Origin of the sequence: Labrys neptuniae (genome assembly GCF_040797145.1) — a bacterium.
Taxonomy (GTDB): domain Bacteria; phylum Pseudomonadota; class Alphaproteobacteria; order Rhizobiales; family Labraceae; genus Labrys; species Labrys neptuniae.
The window spans coordinates 572740-593428 of sequence record NZ_JBFNQD010000001.1 but is presented as its reverse complement, the minus strand read 5'-3'; the positions used below and the strand labels follow the sequence as shown (position 1 = coordinate 593428).

General features: G+C 64.0%; 18 protein-coding genes. 11 read left to right on the top strand and 7 right to left on the bottom strand.

Annotated features, from left to right (window positions below):
- Positions 1-191 precede the first annotated feature (191 nt).
- Entirely contained in the window at positions 192-1487 is a 1296-nt protein-coding gene (locus ABXS05_RS02715) for an MFS transporter (RefSeq protein ID WP_367622819.1), read from the top strand.
- Between the two features lie 108 nt (positions 1488-1595).
- Positions 1596-2573 carry an Ldh family oxidoreductase gene (locus ABXS05_RS02710; RefSeq protein ID WP_367622818.1) on the top strand — a complete coding sequence of 326 codons (978 nt, stop codon included), beginning with the start codon at positions 1596-1598 and terminating at the stop codon, positions 2571-2573.
- 117 nt (positions 2574-2690) lie between these two features.
- Here ABXS05_RS02710 and ABXS05_RS02705 read toward each other — a convergent pair whose 3' ends face one another.
- Both ABXS05_RS02705 and ruvX read right to left on the bottom strand, forming a co-directional pair.
- The gene (locus ABXS05_RS02705; protein ID WP_367622817.1) at positions 2691-4052 is read right to left on the bottom strand and encodes an FAD-dependent oxidoreductase; all 1362 of its coding nucleotides are present in this window, start codon (positions 4050-4052) and stop codon (positions 2691-2693) included.
- Between the two features lie 4 nt (positions 4053-4056).
- Positions 4057-4521: a Holliday junction resolvase RuvX gene (gene ruvX, locus ABXS05_RS02700; protein WP_245443533.1), complete on the bottom strand. Its 465-nt coding sequence runs from the start codon at positions 4519-4521 to the stop codon at positions 4057-4059.
- 229 nt (positions 4522-4750) lie between these two features.
- On the opposite strand from ruvX, the gene ABXS05_RS02695 reads away from it, so the two are divergent.
- Positions 4751-5452 (top strand): metal-dependent hydrolase, encoded by a 702-nt coding sequence (locus ABXS05_RS02695; RefSeq protein WP_367622816.1) that lies wholly within the window; start codon positions 4751-4753, stop codon positions 5450-5452.
- Between the two features lie 73 nt (positions 5453-5525).
- On the opposite strand, the gene ABXS05_RS02690 is transcribed toward ABXS05_RS02695, so the two are convergent.
- Entirely contained in the window at positions 5526-6521 is a 996-nt protein-coding gene (locus tag ABXS05_RS02690) for a tetratricopeptide repeat protein (protein WP_367622815.1), read from the bottom strand.
- Between the two features lie 54 nt (positions 6522-6575).
- The gene (locus ABXS05_RS02685; protein WP_311934810.1) at positions 6576-8291 is read right to left on the bottom strand and encodes a caspase family protein; all 1716 of its coding nucleotides are present in this window, start codon (positions 8289-8291) and stop codon (positions 6576-6578) included.
- Between the two features lie 194 nt (positions 8292-8485).
- Between ABXS05_RS02685 and gatC the strand changes: the two genes are divergently transcribed.
- The 4 genes from gatC to gatB all read left to right on the top strand — a co-directional run bounded on the left by gatC (position 8486) and on the right by gatB (position 12244).
- A complete protein-coding gene (gene gatC / locus ABXS05_RS02680) occupies positions 8486-8773 on the top strand; it encodes an Asp-tRNA(Asn)/Glu-tRNA(Gln) amidotransferase subunit GatC (RefSeq protein ID WP_311934809.1) in 288 nt (95 codons plus the stop codon).
- Positions 8774-8861: 88 nt separating this feature from the next.
- Positions 8862-10400: an Asp-tRNA(Asn)/Glu-tRNA(Gln) amidotransferase subunit GatA gene (gene gatA, locus ABXS05_RS02675; RefSeq protein WP_367622814.1), complete on the top strand. Its 1539-nt coding sequence runs from the start codon at positions 8862-8864 to the stop codon at positions 10398-10400.
- 2 nt (positions 10401-10402) lie between these two features.
- A complete protein-coding gene (locus tag ABXS05_RS02670; RefSeq protein WP_367622813.1) occupies positions 10403-10729 on the top strand; it encodes a chorismate mutase in 327 nt (108 codons plus the stop codon).
- A 48-nt stretch (positions 10730-10777) separates the two neighbouring features.
- Positions 10778-12244 carry an Asp-tRNA(Asn)/Glu-tRNA(Gln) amidotransferase subunit GatB gene (gatB, locus tag ABXS05_RS02665; RefSeq protein ID WP_367622812.1) on the top strand — a complete coding sequence of 489 codons (1467 nt, stop codon included), beginning with the start codon at positions 10778-10780 and terminating at the stop codon, positions 12242-12244.
- Between the two features lie 65 nt (positions 12245-12309).
- Here the strand turns inward: gatB and ABXS05_RS02660 are convergent, their stop codons facing one another.
- Together ABXS05_RS02660 and ABXS05_RS02655 are read right to left on the bottom strand one after the other, a co-directional pair.
- Positions 12310-13341: a cupin domain-containing protein gene (locus tag ABXS05_RS02660; RefSeq protein WP_367622811.1), complete on the bottom strand. Its 1032-nt coding sequence runs from the start codon at positions 13339-13341 to the stop codon at positions 12310-12312.
- Between the two features lie 88 nt (positions 13342-13429).
- Positions 13430-13807, bottom strand: a complete 378-nt coding sequence (locus ABXS05_RS02655; protein WP_311934804.1) for a DUF2147 domain-containing protein — start codon at positions 13805-13807, stop codon at positions 13430-13432.
- Positions 13808-14032: 225 nt separating this feature from the next.
- On the opposite strand from ABXS05_RS02655, the gene dusB reads away from it, so the two are divergent.
- The 3 genes from dusB (at position 14033) to ntrC (ending at position 17721) form a co-directional block, all read left to right on the top strand.
- Complete coding sequence (gene dusB / locus ABXS05_RS02650) at positions 14033-15073, top strand: tRNA dihydrouridine synthase DusB (protein ID WP_367622810.1); 1041 nt, start codon at positions 14033-14035, stop codon at positions 15071-15073.
- Positions 15070-16185: a two-component system sensor histidine kinase NtrB gene (locus ABXS05_RS02645; protein WP_068297124.1), complete on the top strand. Its 1116-nt coding sequence runs from the start codon at positions 15070-15072 to the stop codon at positions 16183-16185. The genes dusB and ABXS05_RS02645 overlap by 4 nt, the downstream gene beginning before the upstream one ends.
- Before the next feature lie 96 nt (positions 16186-16281).
- Positions 16282-17721, top strand: coding sequence for a nitrogen regulation protein NR(I) (gene ntrC / locus ABXS05_RS02640; protein ID WP_311934802.1), 1440 nt, complete (start codon positions 16282-16284; stop codon positions 17719-17721).
- Positions 17722-17736: 15 nt separating this feature from the next.
- Here ntrC and ABXS05_RS02635 read toward each other — a convergent pair whose 3' ends face one another.
- Entirely contained in the window at positions 17737-19449 is a 1713-nt protein-coding gene (locus tag ABXS05_RS02635) for a phospholipase D-like domain-containing protein (RefSeq protein WP_367622809.1), read from the bottom strand.
- Positions 19450-19606: 157 nt separating this feature from the next.
- Here ABXS05_RS02635 and ABXS05_RS02630 point away from each other — a divergent pair, with 157 nt between their 5' ends.
- Positions 19607-20668: a DUF2252 family protein gene (locus tag ABXS05_RS02630; protein ID WP_367622808.1), complete on the top strand. Its 1062-nt coding sequence runs from the start codon at positions 19607-19609 to the stop codon at positions 20666-20668.
- Positions 20669-20689: the final 21 nt, after the last annotated feature.

Sequence of the window (20689 nt, the reverse complement as noted above, 5' to 3'; positions counted from 1 at the left end):
GCCATGCGCACGATCGGGAGAACGGGCAGGATACCCCGGCATTGCCGTGTTTTTTGGATGGGCCCTTTCCCATGTTTCGAAAGGGCCTTTCCCCTCCGGAGGTTGGAATATTTCCCTTGTCCGGGCACGGCGGCTGGCTCTTAATGCCCGTGCCGGGGGGCGCCGAACAAGAACAGCGGGGGAGAACGCTCATGGCAGGCGCGGCGGCAGGTCAGTCGAAAGCGGGAACCGTACTCAGGGTCACCAGCGGCAACTTCCTCGAAATGTTCGATTTCTTTCTGTTCGGGTTCTACGCCACCCAGATTTCCCAGGCCTTCTTTCCCTCCCAGAACGAAACGACGTCTCTTCTGCAAGCTTTCATGACCTTCGGGGCCGGTTTCCTGATGCGACCGCTCGGCGCACTGTTCCTGGGCGCCTATATCGATCGCATCGGCCGGCGGCAGGGGCTGATCGTCACGCTCGGCATCATGGCAATGGGCACCGTGCTGATCGCCTTCGTGCCGGGCTATCAGGCCATCGGCATGATGGCCCCGATCCTGGTGCTGGTCGGACGGTTGCTGCAGGGGTTTTCGGCGGGCGTTGAACTGGGCGGCGTCTCCGTCTACCTCGCGGAGATGGCGACTCCGGGCAACAAGGGCTTCTATGTCTCCTGGCAATCGGGTAGCCAGCAGGTCGCCATCGTCGTCTCGGCCCTGATCGGCTATGCGCTCAATCACCTGTTCGTGGCGGAGACCATCAGCGATTGGGCCTGGCGTATACCCTTCTTCATCGGCTGCATGATCGTGCCGCTGCTGTTCTTCCTGCGCCGGAGCCTGGAAGAGACGGCCGAGTTCGAGGCGCGCCAGACCCGCCCGACCCTGCAGCAGGCCGTGTCCTCGCTCCTGCAGAACTGGCAGGTCGTGCTGCTCGGCGTCATGCTGGTGCTGATGACCACCGTCTCCTTCTATCTCATCACCGTCTACACGCCGACTTTCGGCAAGAGCGTGCTCAAGCTCTCCGAATCCGATGCCCTCGTGGTCACTCTGTGCGTCGGCATCTCCAATTTTATCTGGCTGCCGGTGATGGGCGCGTTGTCGGATCGGGTCGGGCGCTTTCCCATCCTGGCGATCTTTTCCTTCCTGATGCTGGTGACCGCCTATCCCGCGCTTTCCTGGCTGGTCAGCGCGCCGAGCTTTGCGCGCATGCTGGAGGTCGAGCTGTGGTTTTCCTTCCTCTATGGCAGCTATAACGGCGCCATGGTGGTGGCCTTGACCGAGATCGTGCCGGCCCATGTCCGCACCACCGGTTTCTCCCTGGCCTACAGCCTCGCCACGGCGCTCGGCGGTTTTTCGCTGGCGATCTCCACCTGGCTGATCTCCCTGCTGCAGAACAAGGCGGCTCCGGGGCTGTGGCTCTCGGTGGCGGCTGCTTGCGGATTGATCGCGGCGCTGCTCATCTATCGCACGAAGCTGGCGAGCAGCCGGCCGGATCCGGCTTCGGCGTTCTAGAACAACCGGGCCTTCATGCCTGAAAGCTGGTTTTCTCCAACCTTTTGTTGGATAAGGCCCTGTGTATTCCGGCAGATCGCGGAACGCTTCGGGGGATGATTGTCGCAAATGTCGGATGTCGTGAGATTGGGGCGAGAGGCCGCCTGGACACTCGCCCATGGCGCCTGCCGGGGGGCGGGTGCCAGTGAGGTGATTGCAAGGTCGCTCGCCGATGCCATCGTCGCTGCCGAATGGGCCGCGCGCCCCTCGGTGGGCCTTGCGCATCTGCGCGATTATCTGGCCGGCTTTACCTCGGGGCGGATCGCCACCAATGTGGAGCCGGAGTTCGACGATCCGGCCTTGGCCGTCATCCGCTCGGATGCGAAGGGCGGCATCGCCCAGCTCGGCTTCGACAGGGCCTACCGGGAGTTATGCAGCCGGGCCGGCCGCTATGGCCTGGCGGTCTTCGCCCAGCGCAACAGCTATACCACTGGCGAGCTCGGCTATTATGTGCGCCGCCTGGCCGAACAGGGATTGGTGGCCATCGCCGCGTCGAATGGCCCGGCCCTGATGGCGGCCGCATTGGGCAGCGAGGCGGTGTACTGCACCAATCCGCTGGCGTTCGCGGCACCTGTCGCAGGCGGGCCGCCTTTGGTGATCGACCAGGCCTCCAGCGCCACGGCCTTCGTCACTGTCCGGAAGGCTGCCGAGAAGGGCGAGGCCATTCCCGAGGGCTGGGCGGTCGATGCACACGGGCAGCCGACGACCGATGCGAGCGAGGCCGTCAAGGGAGCACTCCTGGCTTTTGGGGGCGCACGAGGCGGCAATATCGCGCTGATGGTGGAGGTGCTGGCAGCCGGCATCAGCGGGGCGAACTGGTCGCTCGACGCCCCTCGTTTCATGACCGGCGAGAAGAGCCCGGGCACGGGCCTGTTCGTCCTCGCTCTGAAGCCTGATCTCCTGGAGCCGGACTTTGCCGATCGCCTGAAAAAGCAGTTGGAAAGGCTGTCCGGCAAAGGCGTGCATATCCCCGGCCGCAAGCGTGCCGAGGACACTATCGAAATTCCCAAGGCTGTGATCGAGGCGCTGGAGCGGCACGGACGCTGAGCGGTCTCGCCGTTGCGGCTCCGTCTGACGATTTTCGCCAAATCTTTGATTCGGTTTCGAAAATCGTCAAGTGTCCAAGGCTCGGATGCGTCGGTATCTTCCAGACTCGGTATATTTTCAATGGATCCGCGCGCCCTGGCGGCGCAGTTCCTGCTGGACCTGCGCGATCTCCAGATCGCGGAAGGAGCGCCCACTCTTCAGGGAAACTGCGGCAGCCGCGCCTGCGCCCTGGCCGGCGACGGCGCAGCACATCATGTTGCGCACGGCGGCATGTGAAACCTTGTCGCCGCCAATGCTGCGGCCGGCAACGATCAGGTTTTCGATCTTCTGAGGCAGCATGGCGCGATAGGGCACATGGAAATAGCGTCCGGTCGTCGGCAGGATCAGGATGCCGTAGCCGTCGATGAATTCGGGGAAGATGCCGATCGAATCATCAAAACGGGCCTGCTCGCGCACATCGGACCCGACCATATTGTAGAGGGCGTCGATCTTGCGGGTATCGCGGATGCCGATCGTCATGCCGAAATTGCGGAGCTTGGCGGTTTCGCAGCCCGGCATGTAGCGGCGCAAGGCCTCTACCGCCATCACGGCCTGGCGCCGCCCCTCGATCTCGCCCTTGGTGAGGTCGTTGGGATCCGTCCCGTCCAGCTCGGACAGATGCACCAGATTGAGATAAGTCAGGTCGCCCTGGTCGGAAACCGCGCCCCAGGTGCCGCAGATCGTCGACAGATTGGCGGGAATTTCTCCCGCTTCGATTGCCTTCCTGAACGGCTTGCGCAGGAAGGGCGAGAACATCGCGTCCTCCTTGCCGGTGGTTTCGACCGTCCATTCGCCACCACCCCAGTCCTTGTAGGTCTGCGGATCGGTCTTCACCGCCTCGAGGAAGCGGCGTTTGTCGACGCCGCACATCGAGAACATCACCGAGGCGGCCTGCATCTCTTCACGCGGCGTCTTGTAGGTAGGAGCACCCGCCCGGAAGGCGATATCGGCATCACCGGTCGCATCCACCACACGCCTGGCCAGGATGGCTTCGCGGCCAGCCTTGCTTTCGGTGATCACACCCCTGATCGCGCCGTCCTCGACGATGGTGCCCACCACCAGCCTGTGGAGCAGGGGACGAATTCCGGCTTCCTGCACCAGGACATCGGCGACATATTTGAACAATTCGGCGTCGAGCGCCTGGCTGTCGGATTGCGGCTCGGGTTGGGCCGCACCCATGGCCTTGGCGCGCTGTTCGAACTCGATGCCGATGCCCTCGCTGTCGACCGTGTTTTCATGCCGATACCAGGCAAAGCCTTCGACGCCGACCTGCGTGATGTTGCCACCGAAGCAGCCATGGCGCTCCAGCAACGTGGTTTCGGCACCGGCCCGGGCGGCGGCGAGGGCGGCTGCCAGCCCCGCCGGGCCGCTGCCGACCACCAGCACGTCCGTTTCCAGGATGACGTCGATCCGGCGCGCCGGTTCAGTGATCGTTCTCATGATGCTATCGCCCATAGCCCAGGCGATCCAACGCGCCTTGCAGAATGAAGGATGCCGCCATTTTGTCGACGACTTCTGCCCGCCTGCGACGCGAAGCGTCGGCTTCGAGCAAGGTTCGGGTCACGGCCGCCGTGGACAGGCGTTCATCCCACAGGGCAACCGGCAGGTCGCTCAGGCGCTGCAGGTTGCGGGCGAAACTCTCCGAGGCCTGAGCGCGCGGACCTTTGCTGCCATCCATGTTGAGGGGATAGCCGAGTACCAGGCCACCGACCTCATGTCGGGCGCAGAGAGCGAGCAACTGCTCGGCATCGGCGGTGAATTTGGTGCGGCGGATCGTTTCCAGGGGCGAGGCGATGGTGAGCATCACGTCGGATAGTGCCAGGCCGATCGTCTTGGTGCCGAGATCGAGGCCGAGCAGGCGCTGGTTGGCGGGTAAATTTTCGGCGAGGTCGAAGAGATCAACAATCAAGGAAATATCTCTGGGGGCGAGCGTCCCGGGATTGGCGCCCGGCTGCAATGCCGATAGCATTTTGGGGGCTGCGGGCGTTATGGTTTTCTAGGGCATCGCGCCGAAAAGTGGAGGCCGGTTTTCGGCAAAAAGATGCGAGAGCAACGGGCTTCCGCATCGGACCCGATTTTGAGATCGGGTTCGTTGCTGTACTCCTGACACCAACCTCATTGTTCAAGGAATTGTCCAAATGCGTATTACCTGGCTCGGCCACGCCGCTTTCCGGGTCGAATTCGACGGCAAGGCCGTGTTGTTCGACCCCTTCCTGAGCGGGAATCCCTCTTTCAAGGGAGACCGTGCCGCCGTCAGCGCCGGCATCAGCCACATATTGCTCACCCATGGCCATGCCGACCATGTTGGCGACACCATCGAGCTGGCGCGGGAAACCGGTGCGACGGTGGTCTCCAACGCCGATCTGGTGACTTTCCTGGCGGGTAAGGGCGTCGAAAAGGTCGAGCCGATGAACACCGGCGGTACAGTCGATCTCAGCGGATTCAGCGTCACGATGGTGAGAGCCGATCATTCGGCCAGCCTGATCGACAATGGCGTCAGCATTGCCGTTGGCAATGCCAATGGCCTCATTCTCAAGGCGCCGGGCCAGCCGACGCTCTATCATCTAGGCGATACCGACATCTTCTCCGACATGGCCCTGATCGCCGAACTGCATCAGCCCAAGATCGGCCTGGTGCCGATCGGAGACCGCTACACCATGGGCCCGCAGACCGCGGCACTGGCGGTGAAGCGCTATCTCGGCCTCGATGTCGCCATTCCCTGCCACTACGCCACCTTCCCCGGCTTGGTGAGCAATGCCGATACCTTCGCCGCGGGGCTCGCCGGCACCAAGACGCGGGTGCTTGCCCCCAAATCCGGTGAGAGCGTGGAAGTCGGGTGAGGATGCATGGCCGAGTCGCGGGTAGCCTGCCTGCGACTCGCCGTCCAAAGTGGTGGCTATTTGTAACTCGGCCTCAGCGATACCGGCAGTAGCGCTTGCTGTAGTCGGCGGCGTTGACATCCCCGAGGCTGGAGCCCTTCTGCCAGAGATCGCAGGCTTTGTTGCGGTTTCTCGGCATGCCCGTGCCGTCATAGGTCATGATGGCGAGGCCGACATAGCCTTGTGAATCGCCGGCTGCGATGGCCTGGTTATAATAGTCGATCGCCTTCGGGTAGTTGCGGCGCCCCCCGACACCAAGGCGGTAATAGTCGCCAAGGCCTGAAAGGGCGAACATCACTTTCTCGTCCGCGGCCCTCTCCATCAGTGCCAAAGCCGCGGCAGGGTCTTTCTTGACGCCGCGCTGGTTCTTCATCAGGCCGGTCGCCACGTTGTAGATTGCCCGTTTGTGTCCCTTTTCCATGGCAGCCTTGTAAGCCACCATGGCTTCCTTGTAGTTCCCGGCCTTGTCATAGCTGCGTCCGAGCTGGAAGAACTCCCTGGCCGGCGCATCAGCAAGCTGCGTTGCCCTGAGACAGGCTGTGATGGCCGCCGAGGTGTCGAGCTTGTCGAAGGTGACGCCGGGCAGGTTGGCCGGCTTCTGCTCGTCCATCGCATGAGCGGCCGCGCGATCGCAGGCCTCGATATCGGGTGACAATGCCCCATCCTGAGCAGTCTGGGCGGGAGGGGACGAGGTTGTCGGTTCCGTTGCCGGCGGCGGCGTGGCGCGGTCTTGGGCCGTTGTCTCCGGCGCCGGCGCGGACGGTGCCGCAGCCTTGCCCAGGGCTTTCAACTTGATCTCGGCCAGCGGCTTGTAGATGCCCTTGAAGGTGCCGTTGGCCACCTGGTCGAGATAGGCTTGGAACATGGCGGGATCGGTGCTGTTTTGCACCGATTGCCAGAAGATGTCCTCGGCCGACTGGCTCGCCTGGGCGAGCAGCAGCGGGCGGGCAGGATCCGCCAGCCCCGGCGCGCTCCAGGACAGCGCCAGCGCCGTGGCGATCAGGGACCCTGCCAGCAGTTTCATCGACATCTGCGCTCTCCGCTCATTTCCAACCGTCCGACTGAATCTGCCTGCGCCTGTCGCTCAGCCCGGCGGGCATTTGGCATTGAGATTGCCGGCTGCGTCGGCATCCCCGGCGGCTGCACCCTGCCTGAAGAGATCGCAGGCCTTGCCGACATCCTTGGTCACGCCCTGACCTCTGAGATAGAGCAGGCCGAGGCCTGAATAGGCCGTCGGTTCCTTGCTCTTGACTCCGAGTTCGTAGATCGCCGCCGCCTTGCGATAATCGCGGCTGGCGCCAAGGCCGTTGGCATACATCCAGGCGATTCGACTGACGGCCGGCGCATAGTTTCCATCGATCGCCTTGTAGTAGAGGCTGAGGGCCTTGATGGCATCCTTGGGAACACCGCGGCCAGCCAGATAGCGCCCGGCGAGCTCGTAGAGAGCGAGGCCGTGGCCGAGCGAGGCCGCCTTCTGGAGTTGGGCCAGCGCGAGCGAATCCTGTCCGGCCTGTGCGTAGGCGAGGGAGAGCTGATAAAAGACGCGGCGCGGCGCTGCGGGCACCGCAATGGCCTTGCTGCACGCGGCTATGGCCGCCGAGGCACCGTCGCCGGACAATCTTGCTCCGGCAATCGCGGCCGGCTTGTCGGGGTCGCGCGCATCCGCGGCTGCCTGGTCGCAGGCCGTCACAGCGGCGTCGGCGACCGCGTTACCGGGCGTGGGCTGCGGCGACAGGGTGGCTTGCTCGGCAGGTGGCGGCGAGGAAGGAGCAGGTTTCGCTGCCGGTTGCTGCGCGGCTTTGGGCTGCAGCGCGGCAAGCTTGATCTGGGCGAGCACCTTATAGGTTCCCGTGAACGTGCCGGTGCCCACCTGGTCGAGATAGGCCTGGAACATGGCGGGATCGGAGCTGTTCTGGATCGATTGCCAGAACAGGTTTTCCGACTGGCTGGTGCCGGCGGCATTGGAATCGGGCGTGACCGGTGGCGGCGGAGCACTCACGCGGGCGGCCGGCAACTCGCCCGTCAGAGTGACGCGGCCGACGATGCCGTCATAATAAGCGGGGATCTGCTCCCGCCCGGCGCTGCGGGCGAGGGTCCGCACCTTCTCCTGCGTTTCCTTGGCCATGTCGATCAATGTCAGGTCCTGGCGGCCCAGCAGGGGCAGGAAGGAACGTACGAAGACGGAGGTCTTTTCCGAGTCGGCCGGCGACAGGCGGTCCAGCGCCTCCTGCTTGGTCCCCGCCGAAAACATGATGAAGACGCCACCGTCGGCTTCCATGCGCGCGAGGCCGCGTGTGGTCGGCAGGGCGCGCGTGCCGCCCTGGGCGAAGGGATTGTTGCGGCAGGCATCGAGAATGGCCACCACCTGTCTTGCGCCCTTCGCCCGGAAGCGGTCGATGATGTCGGCGGCATTGAAGGATTCATCCTTGACGAGCCCGGATTCGCCCTCCCTGGCGGTGGGAACGTCGACGGGCAGGAGCCAGTTCTGGCCCTCGATCTCGACGCCATGGCCGGAATAGTGGAAGAGGACGGTGTCACCGGGGCTGATCGCCCCCTCCACCGCGGCCATGGCCCGGCTGATCTGGCGCTTGGTGCCGTTCTCCACCAGCGTGACCGTGAAGCCCGCCCGCTGCAGGGCGTCCCGCATGGCCTGGGCATCGTTCACGGCAGTCTGCAGCGGCGCGACTTCCTGATAGGCATTGTTGCCGACGACCAGAGCCAGGAGCTTGGCCGAAGCCGGCATGACGCCGCCCCCGAAGGCCAGCATGGCAAGGAGAACAAGGGCGAGGCGTGCACTCATGGCGGTTCCCCGGTCACCGAAGAAGAATATCTTACGCAAGGGCCTCATGCGAAGGACTTCGCGCAAATGGCGTCAAACGAACGTGACTCGTTCCCCCGCTTTACGACATCATGGGGGACAAGATCGGTTGCGCCTGCAAAGCTACGCGTGATAGACCGCGCCGTTCCGTGATTTCGCGCACAATCGAGGGTTTCATGTCTGTCGATGCCGCCACGGTGAAGCGTATCGCGCGTCTTGCGCGCATTGCCGTCACCGAAGAAGACGTTCCGCATTTGCAGGGCGAGCTGAATGCCATCCTCGATTTCGTGGCCCAACTCGACGAAGTCGATGTCGATGGCGTGGAACCGATGACCTCGGTGACGCCGATGCTGATGAAGAAGCGCCAGGACGTGGTGACGGACGGCAATATCGCCGCGAAGATCGTCGCCAACGCGCCGGCCTCCGAGGACAATTATTTCCTCGTTCCCAAGGTCGTCGACTGAATTACGCCGTTTCCAGGCCCAGCGCGCTCAAGCCGCGGCACTCCGCGTCGCTTCGAACCCGGGCCGCATCCGTTCAGGACATCTTTCCGTGAGCCACATCACCGATCTCACCCTTGCTGAAATCCGCGACGGCCTGAAGGCCAAGACCTTCACCGCAACCGAAGCGGCCAAGGCCTATCTCGATGCGATGGAAAAGGCACGCGGCCTCAACGCCTATGTGCTGGAGACGCCGGAGCAGGCGCTCGCCATGGCGGCCCGGGCCGATGACAAGCTCGCCAAGGGCGAGGGCGGCCCGCTCGAAGGCGTGCCGCTCGGCGTCAAGGATCTCTTCGCCACCGAGGGGGTGCGCACCACCGCCTGCTCGCGTATCCTCGACAATTTCGTGCCGCCCTATGAATCGACCGTGACGAGCCAGCTCTGGCGCGACGGTGCCGTCATGCTCGGCAAGACCAACAACGACGAATTCGCCATGGGCTCGTCGAACGAGACCTCCGCCTTCGGGGCGGCCGTCTCGCCCTGGCTGCCGCCGGGCTGGAGCGCCGAGGACGGCAAGAGCAAGCTTGAAGAAGCACGTGCTGCCGGCGAGACGCCGAACGGCTTCCTGGTTCCGGGCGGCTCCTCCGGCGGCTCCGCCGCCGCCGTGGCCGCGCGCCTGTGCCCTGGTGCGGCCGGCACCGACACCGGCGGCTCCATCCGCCAGCCGGCCGCCATCACCGGCATCACCGGTATCAAGCCGACCTATGGTCGTTGCTCGCGCTGGGGGATCATCGCCTACGCCTCCTCGCTCGACCAGGCCGGTGCCTTCGGTCATACCGTGCGCGACTGTGCCATCATGCTCAATTCGATGGCCGGGCACGATCCCAAGGACACCACCTCCATGGATATCGCCGTGCCCGACTACGAGGCGGCGATCGGCGGCAGCGTCAAGGGCAAGGTCATCGGCATTCCCAAGGAATACCGGGTGGAAGGCATGTCGGCGGAGATCGACGCACTCTGGCAGAAGGGCATTGACTGGCTGCGCGATGCCGGCGCCGAAATTCGCGAGATCAGCCTGCCGCACACCAAATATGCCTTGCCGGCCTATTACATCGTGGCGCCGGCCGAGTGCTCCTCGAATCTGGCCCGCTATGACGGCGTGCGCTATGGCGAGCGGGTTGCCGGCCGCGAGATCACCGAGCTCTACGAGAACACCCGCGCTGCCGGTTTCGGCGCCGAGGTGAAGCGCCGCATCCTGATCGGCACCTATGTGCTTTCGGCCGGCTACTACGATGCGTACTACGTCCGGGCCCAGAAGATCCGCACGCTGATCAAGCGCGATTTCGAGCAGGCCTATGCCAGCGGCGTCGACGCCATCCTCACGCCGGCTACCCCGTCGCCTGCCTTCGGCATCGGCGAAAAGGGCGGTGCCGATCCGGTGGAGATGTATCTCTACGACGTCTTCACGGTGACGGTGAACCTGGCCGGCCTGCCGGGCCTGTCCGTTCCGGCCGGGCTGTCCTCGGGCGGCCTGCCGCTCGGCCTTCAGCTCATCGGGCGCCCCTTCGACGAGGAGACATTGTTCACCCTCGGCCATGCCGTCGAGCAGGCGGCCGGCTCGCTCGGCCGGCCCGAGCGTTGGTGGGCCTGAGCATGAGCGGCGGCCAGGACACCAGCAAGACGTCGGGCACGACCGAGACATTGGCGGATCTGCGCCGCGAGATCGATGCCATCGACGAAAAGCTGGTGCACCTCCTGGCCAGCCGCCTCGAGGTCGTGCAACGGGTGGTCAAGGTGAAGAACCGCGACGGCCTGCCTGCCAACATCCCCGAGCGCGTCGAGGAGGTGGTGGCATCGGCCTGCAGGCGGGCTGAAATCGAAGGATTGCCGCCCGAACTTGCCGAACTCATCTGGCGCGACATGGTGGCCTGGATCATCGACTACGAGAACCAGCACCTGACCACGGACAAACGAGGCTGACATCAGCCCGTTCAAACATTGAATTCTACTTCGAACCGGAGCCTAGACATGAACGCCACGGTTGATCCCAAGAAGCTGATCAAGGGCGCCACGGGCGATTGGGAAGTGGTCGTCGGTATGGAGATCCATGCCCAGGTCACCTCCGAGGCCAAGCTCTTTTCGGGAGCCTCCACCAAGTTTGGCGGGGAGCCCAACTCCCATGTCTCGCTGGTCGATGCCGCCATGCCCGGCATGCTGCCCGTGATCAACGAGGAATGCGTACGCCAGGCCATCCGCACCGGCCTCGGCCTCAAGGCGCAGGTCAATCTGAAGTCGGTGTTCGACCGCAAGAACTATTTCTATCCGGACCTGCCGCAGGGCTACCAGATCTCGCAGTACAAGCAGCCGATCATCGGCGAGGGCACGGTCATCGTCGAGGTGCCGGAGACCGGCGAGACGCTGAGCGTTGGCATCGAGCGCCTGCATCTGGAGCAGGACGCCGGCAAGTCCATGCATGTCGGCGACGTCTCGCTGGTCGACCTCAACCGGTCGGGCGTGGCTCTGATGGAGATCGTCTCCAAGCCGGACCTGCGCTCGGCCGACGAGGCACGCGCCTATGTCACCAAGCTGCGCACGATCCTGCGCTATCTCGGCACCTGCGACGGCGACATGGACAAGGGCAATCTGCGCGCCGACGTCAACGTCTCCGTGCGCCGTCCGGGCGAGCCCTTCGGCACGCGTTGCGAGATCAAGAACGTCAACTCGATCCGCTTCATCGGCCAGGCCGTCGATGTCGAGGCCCGTCGCCAGATCGGCATCCTGGAGGACGGCGGTTCCATCGACCAGGAGACCCGCCTCTACGATCCCAACAAGGGCGAGACGCGGTCGATGCGGTCGAAGGAAGAAGCGCATGACTATCGCTATTTCCCCGATCCGGACCTCCTGCCGCTCGAATTCGACCAGGCCTATGTCGATGATCTCGCCGGCCATCTGCCGGAACTGCCCGATCCCAAGAAGGCACGCTTCATCAGCCAGTACGGCCTGTCGGCCTACGATGCTGGCGTGCTGACGGCCGAGCGTGAATCCGCCGATTTCTTCGAGGCGGTCGCGACGGGGCGCGACGGCAAGATCGCGGCGAACTGGGTGATCAACGAATTGTTCGGCCGCCTCAACAAGGAAGGGCTCGACATCACCGCTTCGCCCGTTTCCGCCGCGCAGCTCGGCTCGATCGTCGATCTCATCGGCGAGAACGTCATTTCGGGCAAGCTCGCCAAGGATCTGTTCGAGATCGTCTGGACCGAAGGCGGCGACCCGCGTGCCGTCGTCGAGGCTCGCGGCATGAAGCAGGTCACCGATACCGGGGCCATCGAGGCGGCCATCGACGCGGTGATCGCGGCCAATCCCGACAAGGTCGAGCAGGTCAAGGCCAAGCCGACCATGCTTGGCTGGTTCGTCGGCCAGGTGATGAAGCAGAGCGGCGGCAAGGCCAATCCGCAGGCCGTGAACGATATCCTGAAGGCCAAGCTCGGCCTTTGAGAAGCGGTACGCCATCCCGGGATTGCATGCCGTGAGCCTGCGATCCCGGGATGGCCTGGATCTGACTACGCAGTCTTTTCGCCGTCCCAATAATCTCTTGTCGCCGACATATCGAAGACGCCGTCAACGCGCTGGAGCGCATCGACGGCCATCTTGTTGGAGTCGGGATAGACGCAGACCTCGTTCAGGTTGCGCTCGCCTATCATCAGATAGCGGCAGGGCCCCGTGCCGCTGTTGACGAAGGAGTGGCCGATCTTCTGGCCAGCCGGAAAGCAGACATAGTCGCCTGGTTTCATCCTGAGGCGCTCTTCGCCCAGGATGAGCGTCAGCTCTCCTTCGAGGACCAGCGCATGCTCCTCTTCGAGCATGTGATAGTGGGTCGGGCACAGGCGCAGGCCAGGAGCCGGGGATTCGATCAGCACGCCGACATGATAAACCTTGCCCGCGGCGGCATAGGTCAGGTGCTTGGACGAGCCGCCGAATTGCGGACCGGCGCCATTCTCGTCCCAGGGCACGTGGTCCTGCGAGACCGGTGCAAGCGGCTTGACAGGCTTGGCCGCAAGACTGCCGACGATGTCGGGGCGGGGGAAGACCTGGGCGTCGAGGCCTGTGGCCTCGCCATCCCAGTAATTGCGTGCCGCTTCGAGGTCGAGGAGGGCATCCCTTCCGAGGGCCCGCACCAGTACCTTGTTGGAGTCGGTGTAGACCACCACCTCATTCTCGTTGCGCTCGCCGATGATCACGTAGCGGGCCGGCGCGCTGCCCTGGTTGAGCAGGCAATGGCCAGCCCTCTGCCCGGCAGGAAAGCAGATGTAGTCGCCGGCCTTCAGCCTGTGCGTTTCGCTGCCGACCCGTGCGGCAAGCTCGCCATCGAGGACGAAGACATGTTCTTCCTCGAAGATGTGAAAATGCGCAGGCGAGCTCTGTTTCCCTGGCTCCAACTCCTCGATGGCGACCCCGACATGATAGGAATCGCCGATCGCCGCCCGGGTGAGATGCCGGTATCGCACGCCGAAGCGCGGCACCTCGGCCCATTCCGTCCAGGGCACGTCATCCGACGAAATCGGCCGCGCCGCCGGCTTGCTCTCCGCCGTCATCGCTCCAAATCCTTTCGCCAAACAGTCCTCGGCCTCGTTTCGGCCGGAAGGGCGCACCGTGCATCGGAACGGCACGCCCGCCATGTCTCTATTGGCGGTTCCAGCTGACCGACCGGCAGATCAGGCCGCCGAGAACGCAGCCGGCCGTGGTGAGCCGGTTGCCCGAAAGGGTCATGGTGCCGGTATAGGTCTTGCCGTCCTCGGGATTGAAGGCCTTGCCTTTCCATTTGTCGTCGCCCGACGGCGCCATGTCGTAGAACACGCGCTTGCCGACATTGTCCTGATGCTTGGGATCCTTGACCCAGACGACGGAACCGCACAGCGCTTCGCCACACGGAGCGATCTTCACCTTCGATTCGCCATTCTCCCTCAGCCAGGTCCCGGATGCATCGCCGGCCTGGGCGGCGCCTGCCAATAAAATGGTTGAGATAGTGGCTATAACGAATTGTGATAGCTTAATCTTCATCGATCTCACTCCCGGGCGCGACTGTGGGGGGCAGCATGAGGTGCCCTTGCGCAACCGCATCATTTGCCAAACGCGGGTAATGTGCAAATCGGAGTATCGAGATGGCGGGGCGATGAATCTGCCCTGCGCTGCCCGTTTTGCAGGCATGCTTGTTTAGGAGGCGAATTCCGCTTGCTGCCGTCTCTGCGACTGGCTAGATTGTGAGCATAGAGGAGCCCTGCATTCATGGTAGGCAAGGAAATCACGGCCACGATCGAATCTGCGCCGCCAAGACGGCTGCGGATCGGGACGGTCGAGTTGGCAAATCCGGTGGTCCTGGCGCCGATGTCCGGCGTGACCGACGCCGTGCTGCGCGGTATTGCGCAGCGCCAGGGCGCAGGTCTGGTGATTTCCGAGATGGTGGCGAGCGATCGTCTCGCCACCGGTGACGAAGAGGCGCGTTTGCGGGCCGAGGCGCCCGGCGGTGGGCCGCATGTCGTGCAGCTTGCCGGCTGCGAGGCGCGCTGGATGGGCGAAGCGGCGCGCGTGGCAGTCGATGCCGGCGCCGATGTCATCGACATCAATATGGGGTGCCCAGCCAAGCGCGTTACTGGCGGTTGGTCCGGTTCGGCCCTGATGCGCGATCTCGATCATGCGCTCACCTTGATCGAAGCGACGGTATCGGCTGTGAAGGTCCCGGTGACGGTGAAGATGCGTCTGGGCTGGGACCAGGCCAGCCTCAATGCACCGGAACTCGCCCGCCGGGCCGAGCAGGCGGGTGCCGGCATGATCACCGTGCATGGGCGCACCCGCATGCAATTCTACAAGGGCACGGCTGATTGGCGGGCCATCCGGGCCGTCAAGCAGGCCGTTGGCATTCCCGTTGTCGCCAACGGCGATTGCCGGGGCCTCAGCGATGCCCTGGCCATGCTGCAGCAATCGGGCTGCGATGCCGTGATGGTTGGGCGGGCTGCGCAGGGACGGCCATGGCTGCCGGGGCATATAGCCCGCGAGCTTGCAGCCGGCGAGGCTCTGCCCGTGCCCGAGGCGCCGGTGCAGCGCGACCTCACGCTGGAGCACTATCACGGCCTGCTCGATCTCTACGGGCCCGCGCATGGTATCCGCCATGCCCGCAAGCATCTGGCCTCTGCCATGGAGGCCGCGCAGGATTATTTCGGTGGCGGTGATGCCGGGCTGCGCCAGTCGGTGCTGACAGGCGACAGGCCTGGGCAGGTGGCAGCCGCCTTCACCGCCTATTTCGCCAGCCTCGACCGGGTGGCCGCATGACAGCCTTGCCGCGCCATATGCCCAACCATGAAGCTGTCCTGAATGCCTTGCCGCACGCCATTCTTTCGGTGGATGCACAGGGCAGGGTGCTCGACGCCAATATGGCTGCCGAGGCCTTCTTCGATGTCAGCGCGCCGATGATGCGGCGCAATCTGATCAAGGACCTGCTGCCTTTCGGCTCGCCGCTGCTGGCCCTGATCGACCAGGTCCGCGAGCGCAACGCGCCCGTGAACGAATATCGCGTCGATCTCGGCTCGCCCCGGCTCGGAGGGGAGCGGCATGTCGACATCCAGGTCGCGCCGATGCAGGACCAGTCCGGCGGCGTGGTGATCATGCTGCAGGAACGCACCATCGCCGACAAGATGGACCGCCAGCTCACCCATCGGGGCGCTGCCCGTTCGGTGACGGCGCTGGCGGCCATGCTGGCTCATGAGATCAAGAACCCGCTCTCCGGCATCCGCGGTGCGGCCCAGCTTCTGGAGCAGTCGGTCGAGGACGCCGACCGCGAGCTGACGCAGCTGATCTGCGAAGAGGCCGACCGCATCGTCAAACTGGTCGACCGCATGGAGGTGTTCTCGGATGAGCGGCCGGTGGCGCGCAGCCCGGTCAACATCCATGTCGTGCTCGAGCATGTGAAGAAGCTGGCCCAGTCCGGCTTTGCCCGCAAGATCAAGTTCATCGAGGACTACGATCCCTCGCTGCCGCCGGTTCATGCCAACAAAGACCAGCTCGTCCAGGTCGTGCTCAACCTCGTCAAGAACGCCGCCGAGGCCATCGATGGCGAGGCGGATGGCGAGATTACCATGACCACCGGCTTCAAGCCGGGCGTGCGCCTTTCGGTGCCGGGATCGTCCTCGCGGGTCAGCCTGCCCATCGAAGTGTGCATCAAGGATAGCGGGCCGGGCGTGGCGCCCGATCTCCTGCCCTATCTGTTCGATCCCTTCGTCACCACTAAGACCAGCGGTACCGGGCTGGGACTGGCCCTCGTCGCCAAGATCGTCGGCGATCACGGGGGCATCGTCGAATGCGAAAGCCAGAACAAGCGCACGGTCTTTCGCATCCTTCTCCCCATGTATCGTTCCGACTCCGAAGCAAAGCGCCTTCAGCCGTGAACGCTTGTTGTTCTTTCTCTTTGGTTCGACGCGTCTTTGCGATTTGAACTGAAACGCTCAAATCGCAAAACGCTTTAGCGCATAGGAAAACCGAGTATGCAGGCAGGCAGTATTCTGGTCGCCGATGACGACGCCGCCATCCGGACGGTGCTCAACCAGGCCCTGTCCCGCGCCGGCTATGAGGTGCGCTCGACCGGGAACGCCACCACGCTGTGGCGCTGGGTCAGCCAGGGCGAGGGGGACCTGGTCATCACCGACGTGGTGATGCCGGACGAGAACGCCTTCGACATGCTGCCGCGCATCAAGAAGGTGCGGCCGGAACTGCCCGTCGTGGTGATGAGCGCCCAGAACACGCTGATGACGGCGATCCGGGCCTCCGAGAAGGGGGCCTATGACTACCTGCCCAAGCCTTTCGACCTGAAGGAGCTGATCGCCATCGTCGGCCGTGCTCTCAGCGAGCCTCGCGGCAAGCCGGCGCCGCGCTCGGGTGAGGAAGCCGAGAGCATGCCGCTGGTCGGCCGTTCGGCCGCGATGCAGGAGATCTATCGCGTCCTCGCTCGCCTGATGCAGACGGACCTGACCGTGATGATCTCCGGTGAGTCCGGCACAGGCAAGGAGCTGGTAGCCCGGGCCCTGCATGACTATGGCAAGCGCCGCAGCGGCGCCTTCGTTGCCATCAACATGGCGGCGATCCCGCGCGACCTGATCGAATCCGAATTGTTCGGCCATGAGAAGGGGGCGTTCACCGGCGCCAATGCCCGTTCCGTCGGGCGCTTTGAGCAGGCCGAGGGCGGTACGCTGTTCCTCGACGAGATCGGCGACATGCCGATGGAGGCACAGACGCGCCTGCTGCGCGTCCTGCAGCAGGGCGAATACACCACGGTGGGGGGGCGCACGCCGATCAAGACCGATGTGCGCATCGTCGCCGCCACCAACAAGGATCTGCGCATCCTGATCCAGCAGGGCCTGTTCCGCGAAGATCTGTTCTTCCGTCTCAATGTCGTGCCGCTGCGCCTGCCGCCGCTGCGAGAGCGGGCGGAGGACGTGCCGGATCTCGCCCGCCATTTCTTCAAGATGGTCGAGCGGGAGGGCTTGCCGGCCAAGCATCTGGATTCTTCAGCCGTCGAGCGCCTCAAGCGCCATCGCTGGCCGGGCAATGTGCGCGAGCTCGAAAATCTGGTGCGCCGGCTTTGTGCTCTCTACCCGCAGGAGACACTGACGGCCGCGATCATCGAGCAGGAATTGGCGACCTCCGAGACCATGCCGCTGGAGGCGGAGAGCTCGGTCGACGAAACCCTGTCGGCCTCGGTCGAGCGCCATATGACGCGTTATTTCAGCAAGTTCGGCGACGACCTGCCGCCTCCCGGTCTCTATCACCGGGTTCTGCGCGACATCGAGGAACCGCTGATCGGCGCGGCGCTCGCGGCGACGCGCGGCAACCAGATCAAGGCGGCCGAACTTCTCGGCGTCAACAGAAACACATTGCGCAAGAAGATCCGCGACCTCGATATCCAGGTCATCCGCGCCATCCGCTGAGGCGCGGTGCGGGGATCAATTCGGCGATTGCGGGAAGAAAAGCTTGCGTCGCTTGGACTTCATGCGATCGGGATCGAAATTCTCGCCGACCCATCCGTCGGTCGGGTCGAGGAAGATGGCCTGTGTTCCCTCGCTCCCCTTGAGTGCGAGCTGGTTGGCGACATTGCGGAAGTAGAAGTGCCGGAAGATGCGGTCGAACTCCGTCATGTAGATGTCGGCGACGCGCGTCTCCCCGCGGATGAGCAGCATGTTCTCGTCATTGTTGACGAGGGAGTTCCTGGAAAAGTTCGCCGAACCGCTGATGACCAGAGGATCGTCCGACAGCGGGTCGACCAGCAGGATCTTGGTGTGGATGTAGAAGACATTACCTTCATAGCGGTAATGGCCTTCCTCCAGGAACCACCTGTCGAGTTTCCAGCCGGGAACCTTGGCGCGTAGCGTCATCTTGCCGAGGGCGGCACCATTGGCGATCTGCAGGTCCGGGTCGCTGCCCAACAATTTCTCCGCCTTGGTGTCGAGCGGCTTCTCGAGCAGGATGTAGCGCAGGAAGTCGACGTCCTCGGTAAAGGCCTTGGCCAGGGTGGCATTGACGCCGAAGGCGGCCGTGAACATCACGGTTTGCCGCGCTGCGCGGATGCGGTCGGCATACCAGGCGAGCAGGCTGTCATCCGGGCGCGGGCTGAACAGCGGGGTGATCGTGCCTGGCGGAACCTCGCCTTGGGGCGCGGCGTTTTCGGCGCCAACCCATTGACGCAGCGGTTTCCATTCGGTGTCGTCAGCAAGCTTTTCCCAATAGGAGAGATAATGGGCGGCAAGCGCCTCATCCCGCACGAGATGGCCGACATTGCTCTGCCCTAGAAAACCGGAGGCTGTGAAGTTGGTCGAACCGGTCCATAGGGCGACGCGGGCCGGATCGTCCGACAGGCGCAGGATGAACTTGTTGTGCGGAATGTCGTTACGGCGGGTGCGCGGCAGCAGGATCGTCTTGGGCAAGCCGGCAGCCTTGATGGCTGCGGCGTTGGCCTTGGTGGCCTCAGTATCCCGGCGTTCGCCCTTCACGGTTTCCTGGCCGGCCTCATAGACGATGGCGACATCGACCTTGCGCTCATGCGCCGCAGCCAGGGCTTTCAGCACTGGCGGATAGCTGAATTCATAGGCTGCGATGCGCAGGCTTTCTCCCGGACGGGCATCGGCGATGAAATCGAGAATGGCCTCGAGCAGACCGCGCGAGAGCCATTGAGTGGTACGATCATGGCTGTCATCGGGATCGGCCGGACCCTGGTTGCCGAATTTCTCGGCGAAGGCCTGGCTCGCGATGGCACCACGATTGAAGTAGACGGCATGCTTGCCGCTATCCTCGCTCTCGGTCGTGACCTTGATCTCGACATCGTTGCCATAGCGTAGGTTCTTGGGCGTGCCGTAGACGGGCCGGATCAGGAAGCCATAGGGACGACCGGGCTTGGCGGTGTAGTCGCTCCACAAGAAGCTCTGGATCGGATGTTCGAGCGTGGAATATTTCTGCCCCGGACGCGGTTCGGGAACCACATCTCGGAACAGCTTGGTGCCGCTCAGCCAATAGGACTGATCTTCGGTGACATCGGTGCGCTTGATGGCAAAGCCGAGCAGCCCCCGGCGGGCCTCGGCAGTGGCGTCGAGCGCCAGCAGTACCACATGGCTGCCTGCGATGGCCCGAAGCGCAAAATCACCATTCGTTGTTTCCGCTCGCATGCCTGCTTCTCCCGCTTCATGCGTCGATCGTGGAACCCGTGCGGATAAAATAGAGCATGGGCGTTCGACCGTTGCGTGACATCGGGAACGCGACAAATCCGCTATCGTTCGGCTCCGCTGCTCCCTACATTCGGCTACCCGGATATGGGATGCAGGCATGAACGCAATCAGGGCCTCGGTGCGAGCCTATGAAAACTGGCTGAGGGATGAGATCGGAGCCGATTTCGTCGAGGCGGACCTGGAAGAAAAACACCGCAAGATGCGTGGCAGCGCCTTCGCCTTTCTGCGTGCGACCTATTGGCGTTGGGCCGAGACGATCCTGGAGATCTGCCCGGAGCTCGCCGACGCGCCGGAAGTTCTGGCAATCGGCGACACCCATCTGGAGAATTTCGGCACCTGGCGCGATAGCGAAGGGCGCCTGATCTGGGGCGCCAACGATTTCGACGATGCCGCTTTCATGCCCTATGTGCTCGACCTCGTGCGGCTTGCCACCAGTGCGTTGCTGGCGCGGGCCAGTGGCGACCCACCGGCAGCGGAGATCTGCCGGGCGGTTGCGGCCGGCTATGCCGCCGGGCTGGCCACTCCCGCTCCGGTGGTGCTCGAGCGTGATCATAAGTGGCTGCGCAAGGCAGTGCTGTTGCCGGAATCGGAGCGCAAGGCGTTCTGGAGCAAGTTCGACATCAAGACGGGAAAGCCCATCAAGCCCGTCTACGAGGAGAGGCTGCGGGCCGCGATGCCCGATCCGCAGGGCGCATATCATTTTTTCCCCAGACGGGCGGGCACCGGCAGTCTCGGCCGGGCGCGCTTCATGGCCTGCGGCGAATGGCGGGGCGGGCCGGTGCTGCGCGAGGCCAAGAGGTTGACCATCTCGGCCTGGTCCCTGCGCTTCGATCCCGGGGCCAAAGCGATCCTGGCCGAGACGATCGCGACCGGGCGCTGCCGGGCAGCGGACCCACATTACGGGGTGAAGGATGCCATCCTCGTGCGGCGCTTGTCTCCCAACAGCCGCAAGCTGGAAGTGAAAACGGCGATCGACGCGTTCCTGTCGCCTCGGATGCTCGCACTGATGGGGCAGGAAATCGCCAACTGCCATGCCAATGATCCGGATCGGCTGTCGCTGCTGCAGCAGGATTTGCGCAAGCGCAGGAAAGACTGGCTCTGCAACGCCGCGAGGGCGGCGGCCGCGGCCATGATCGGCGAGCAGGAGGCATTCGCCTGACGCGTTGATTGGCCGGCTTCG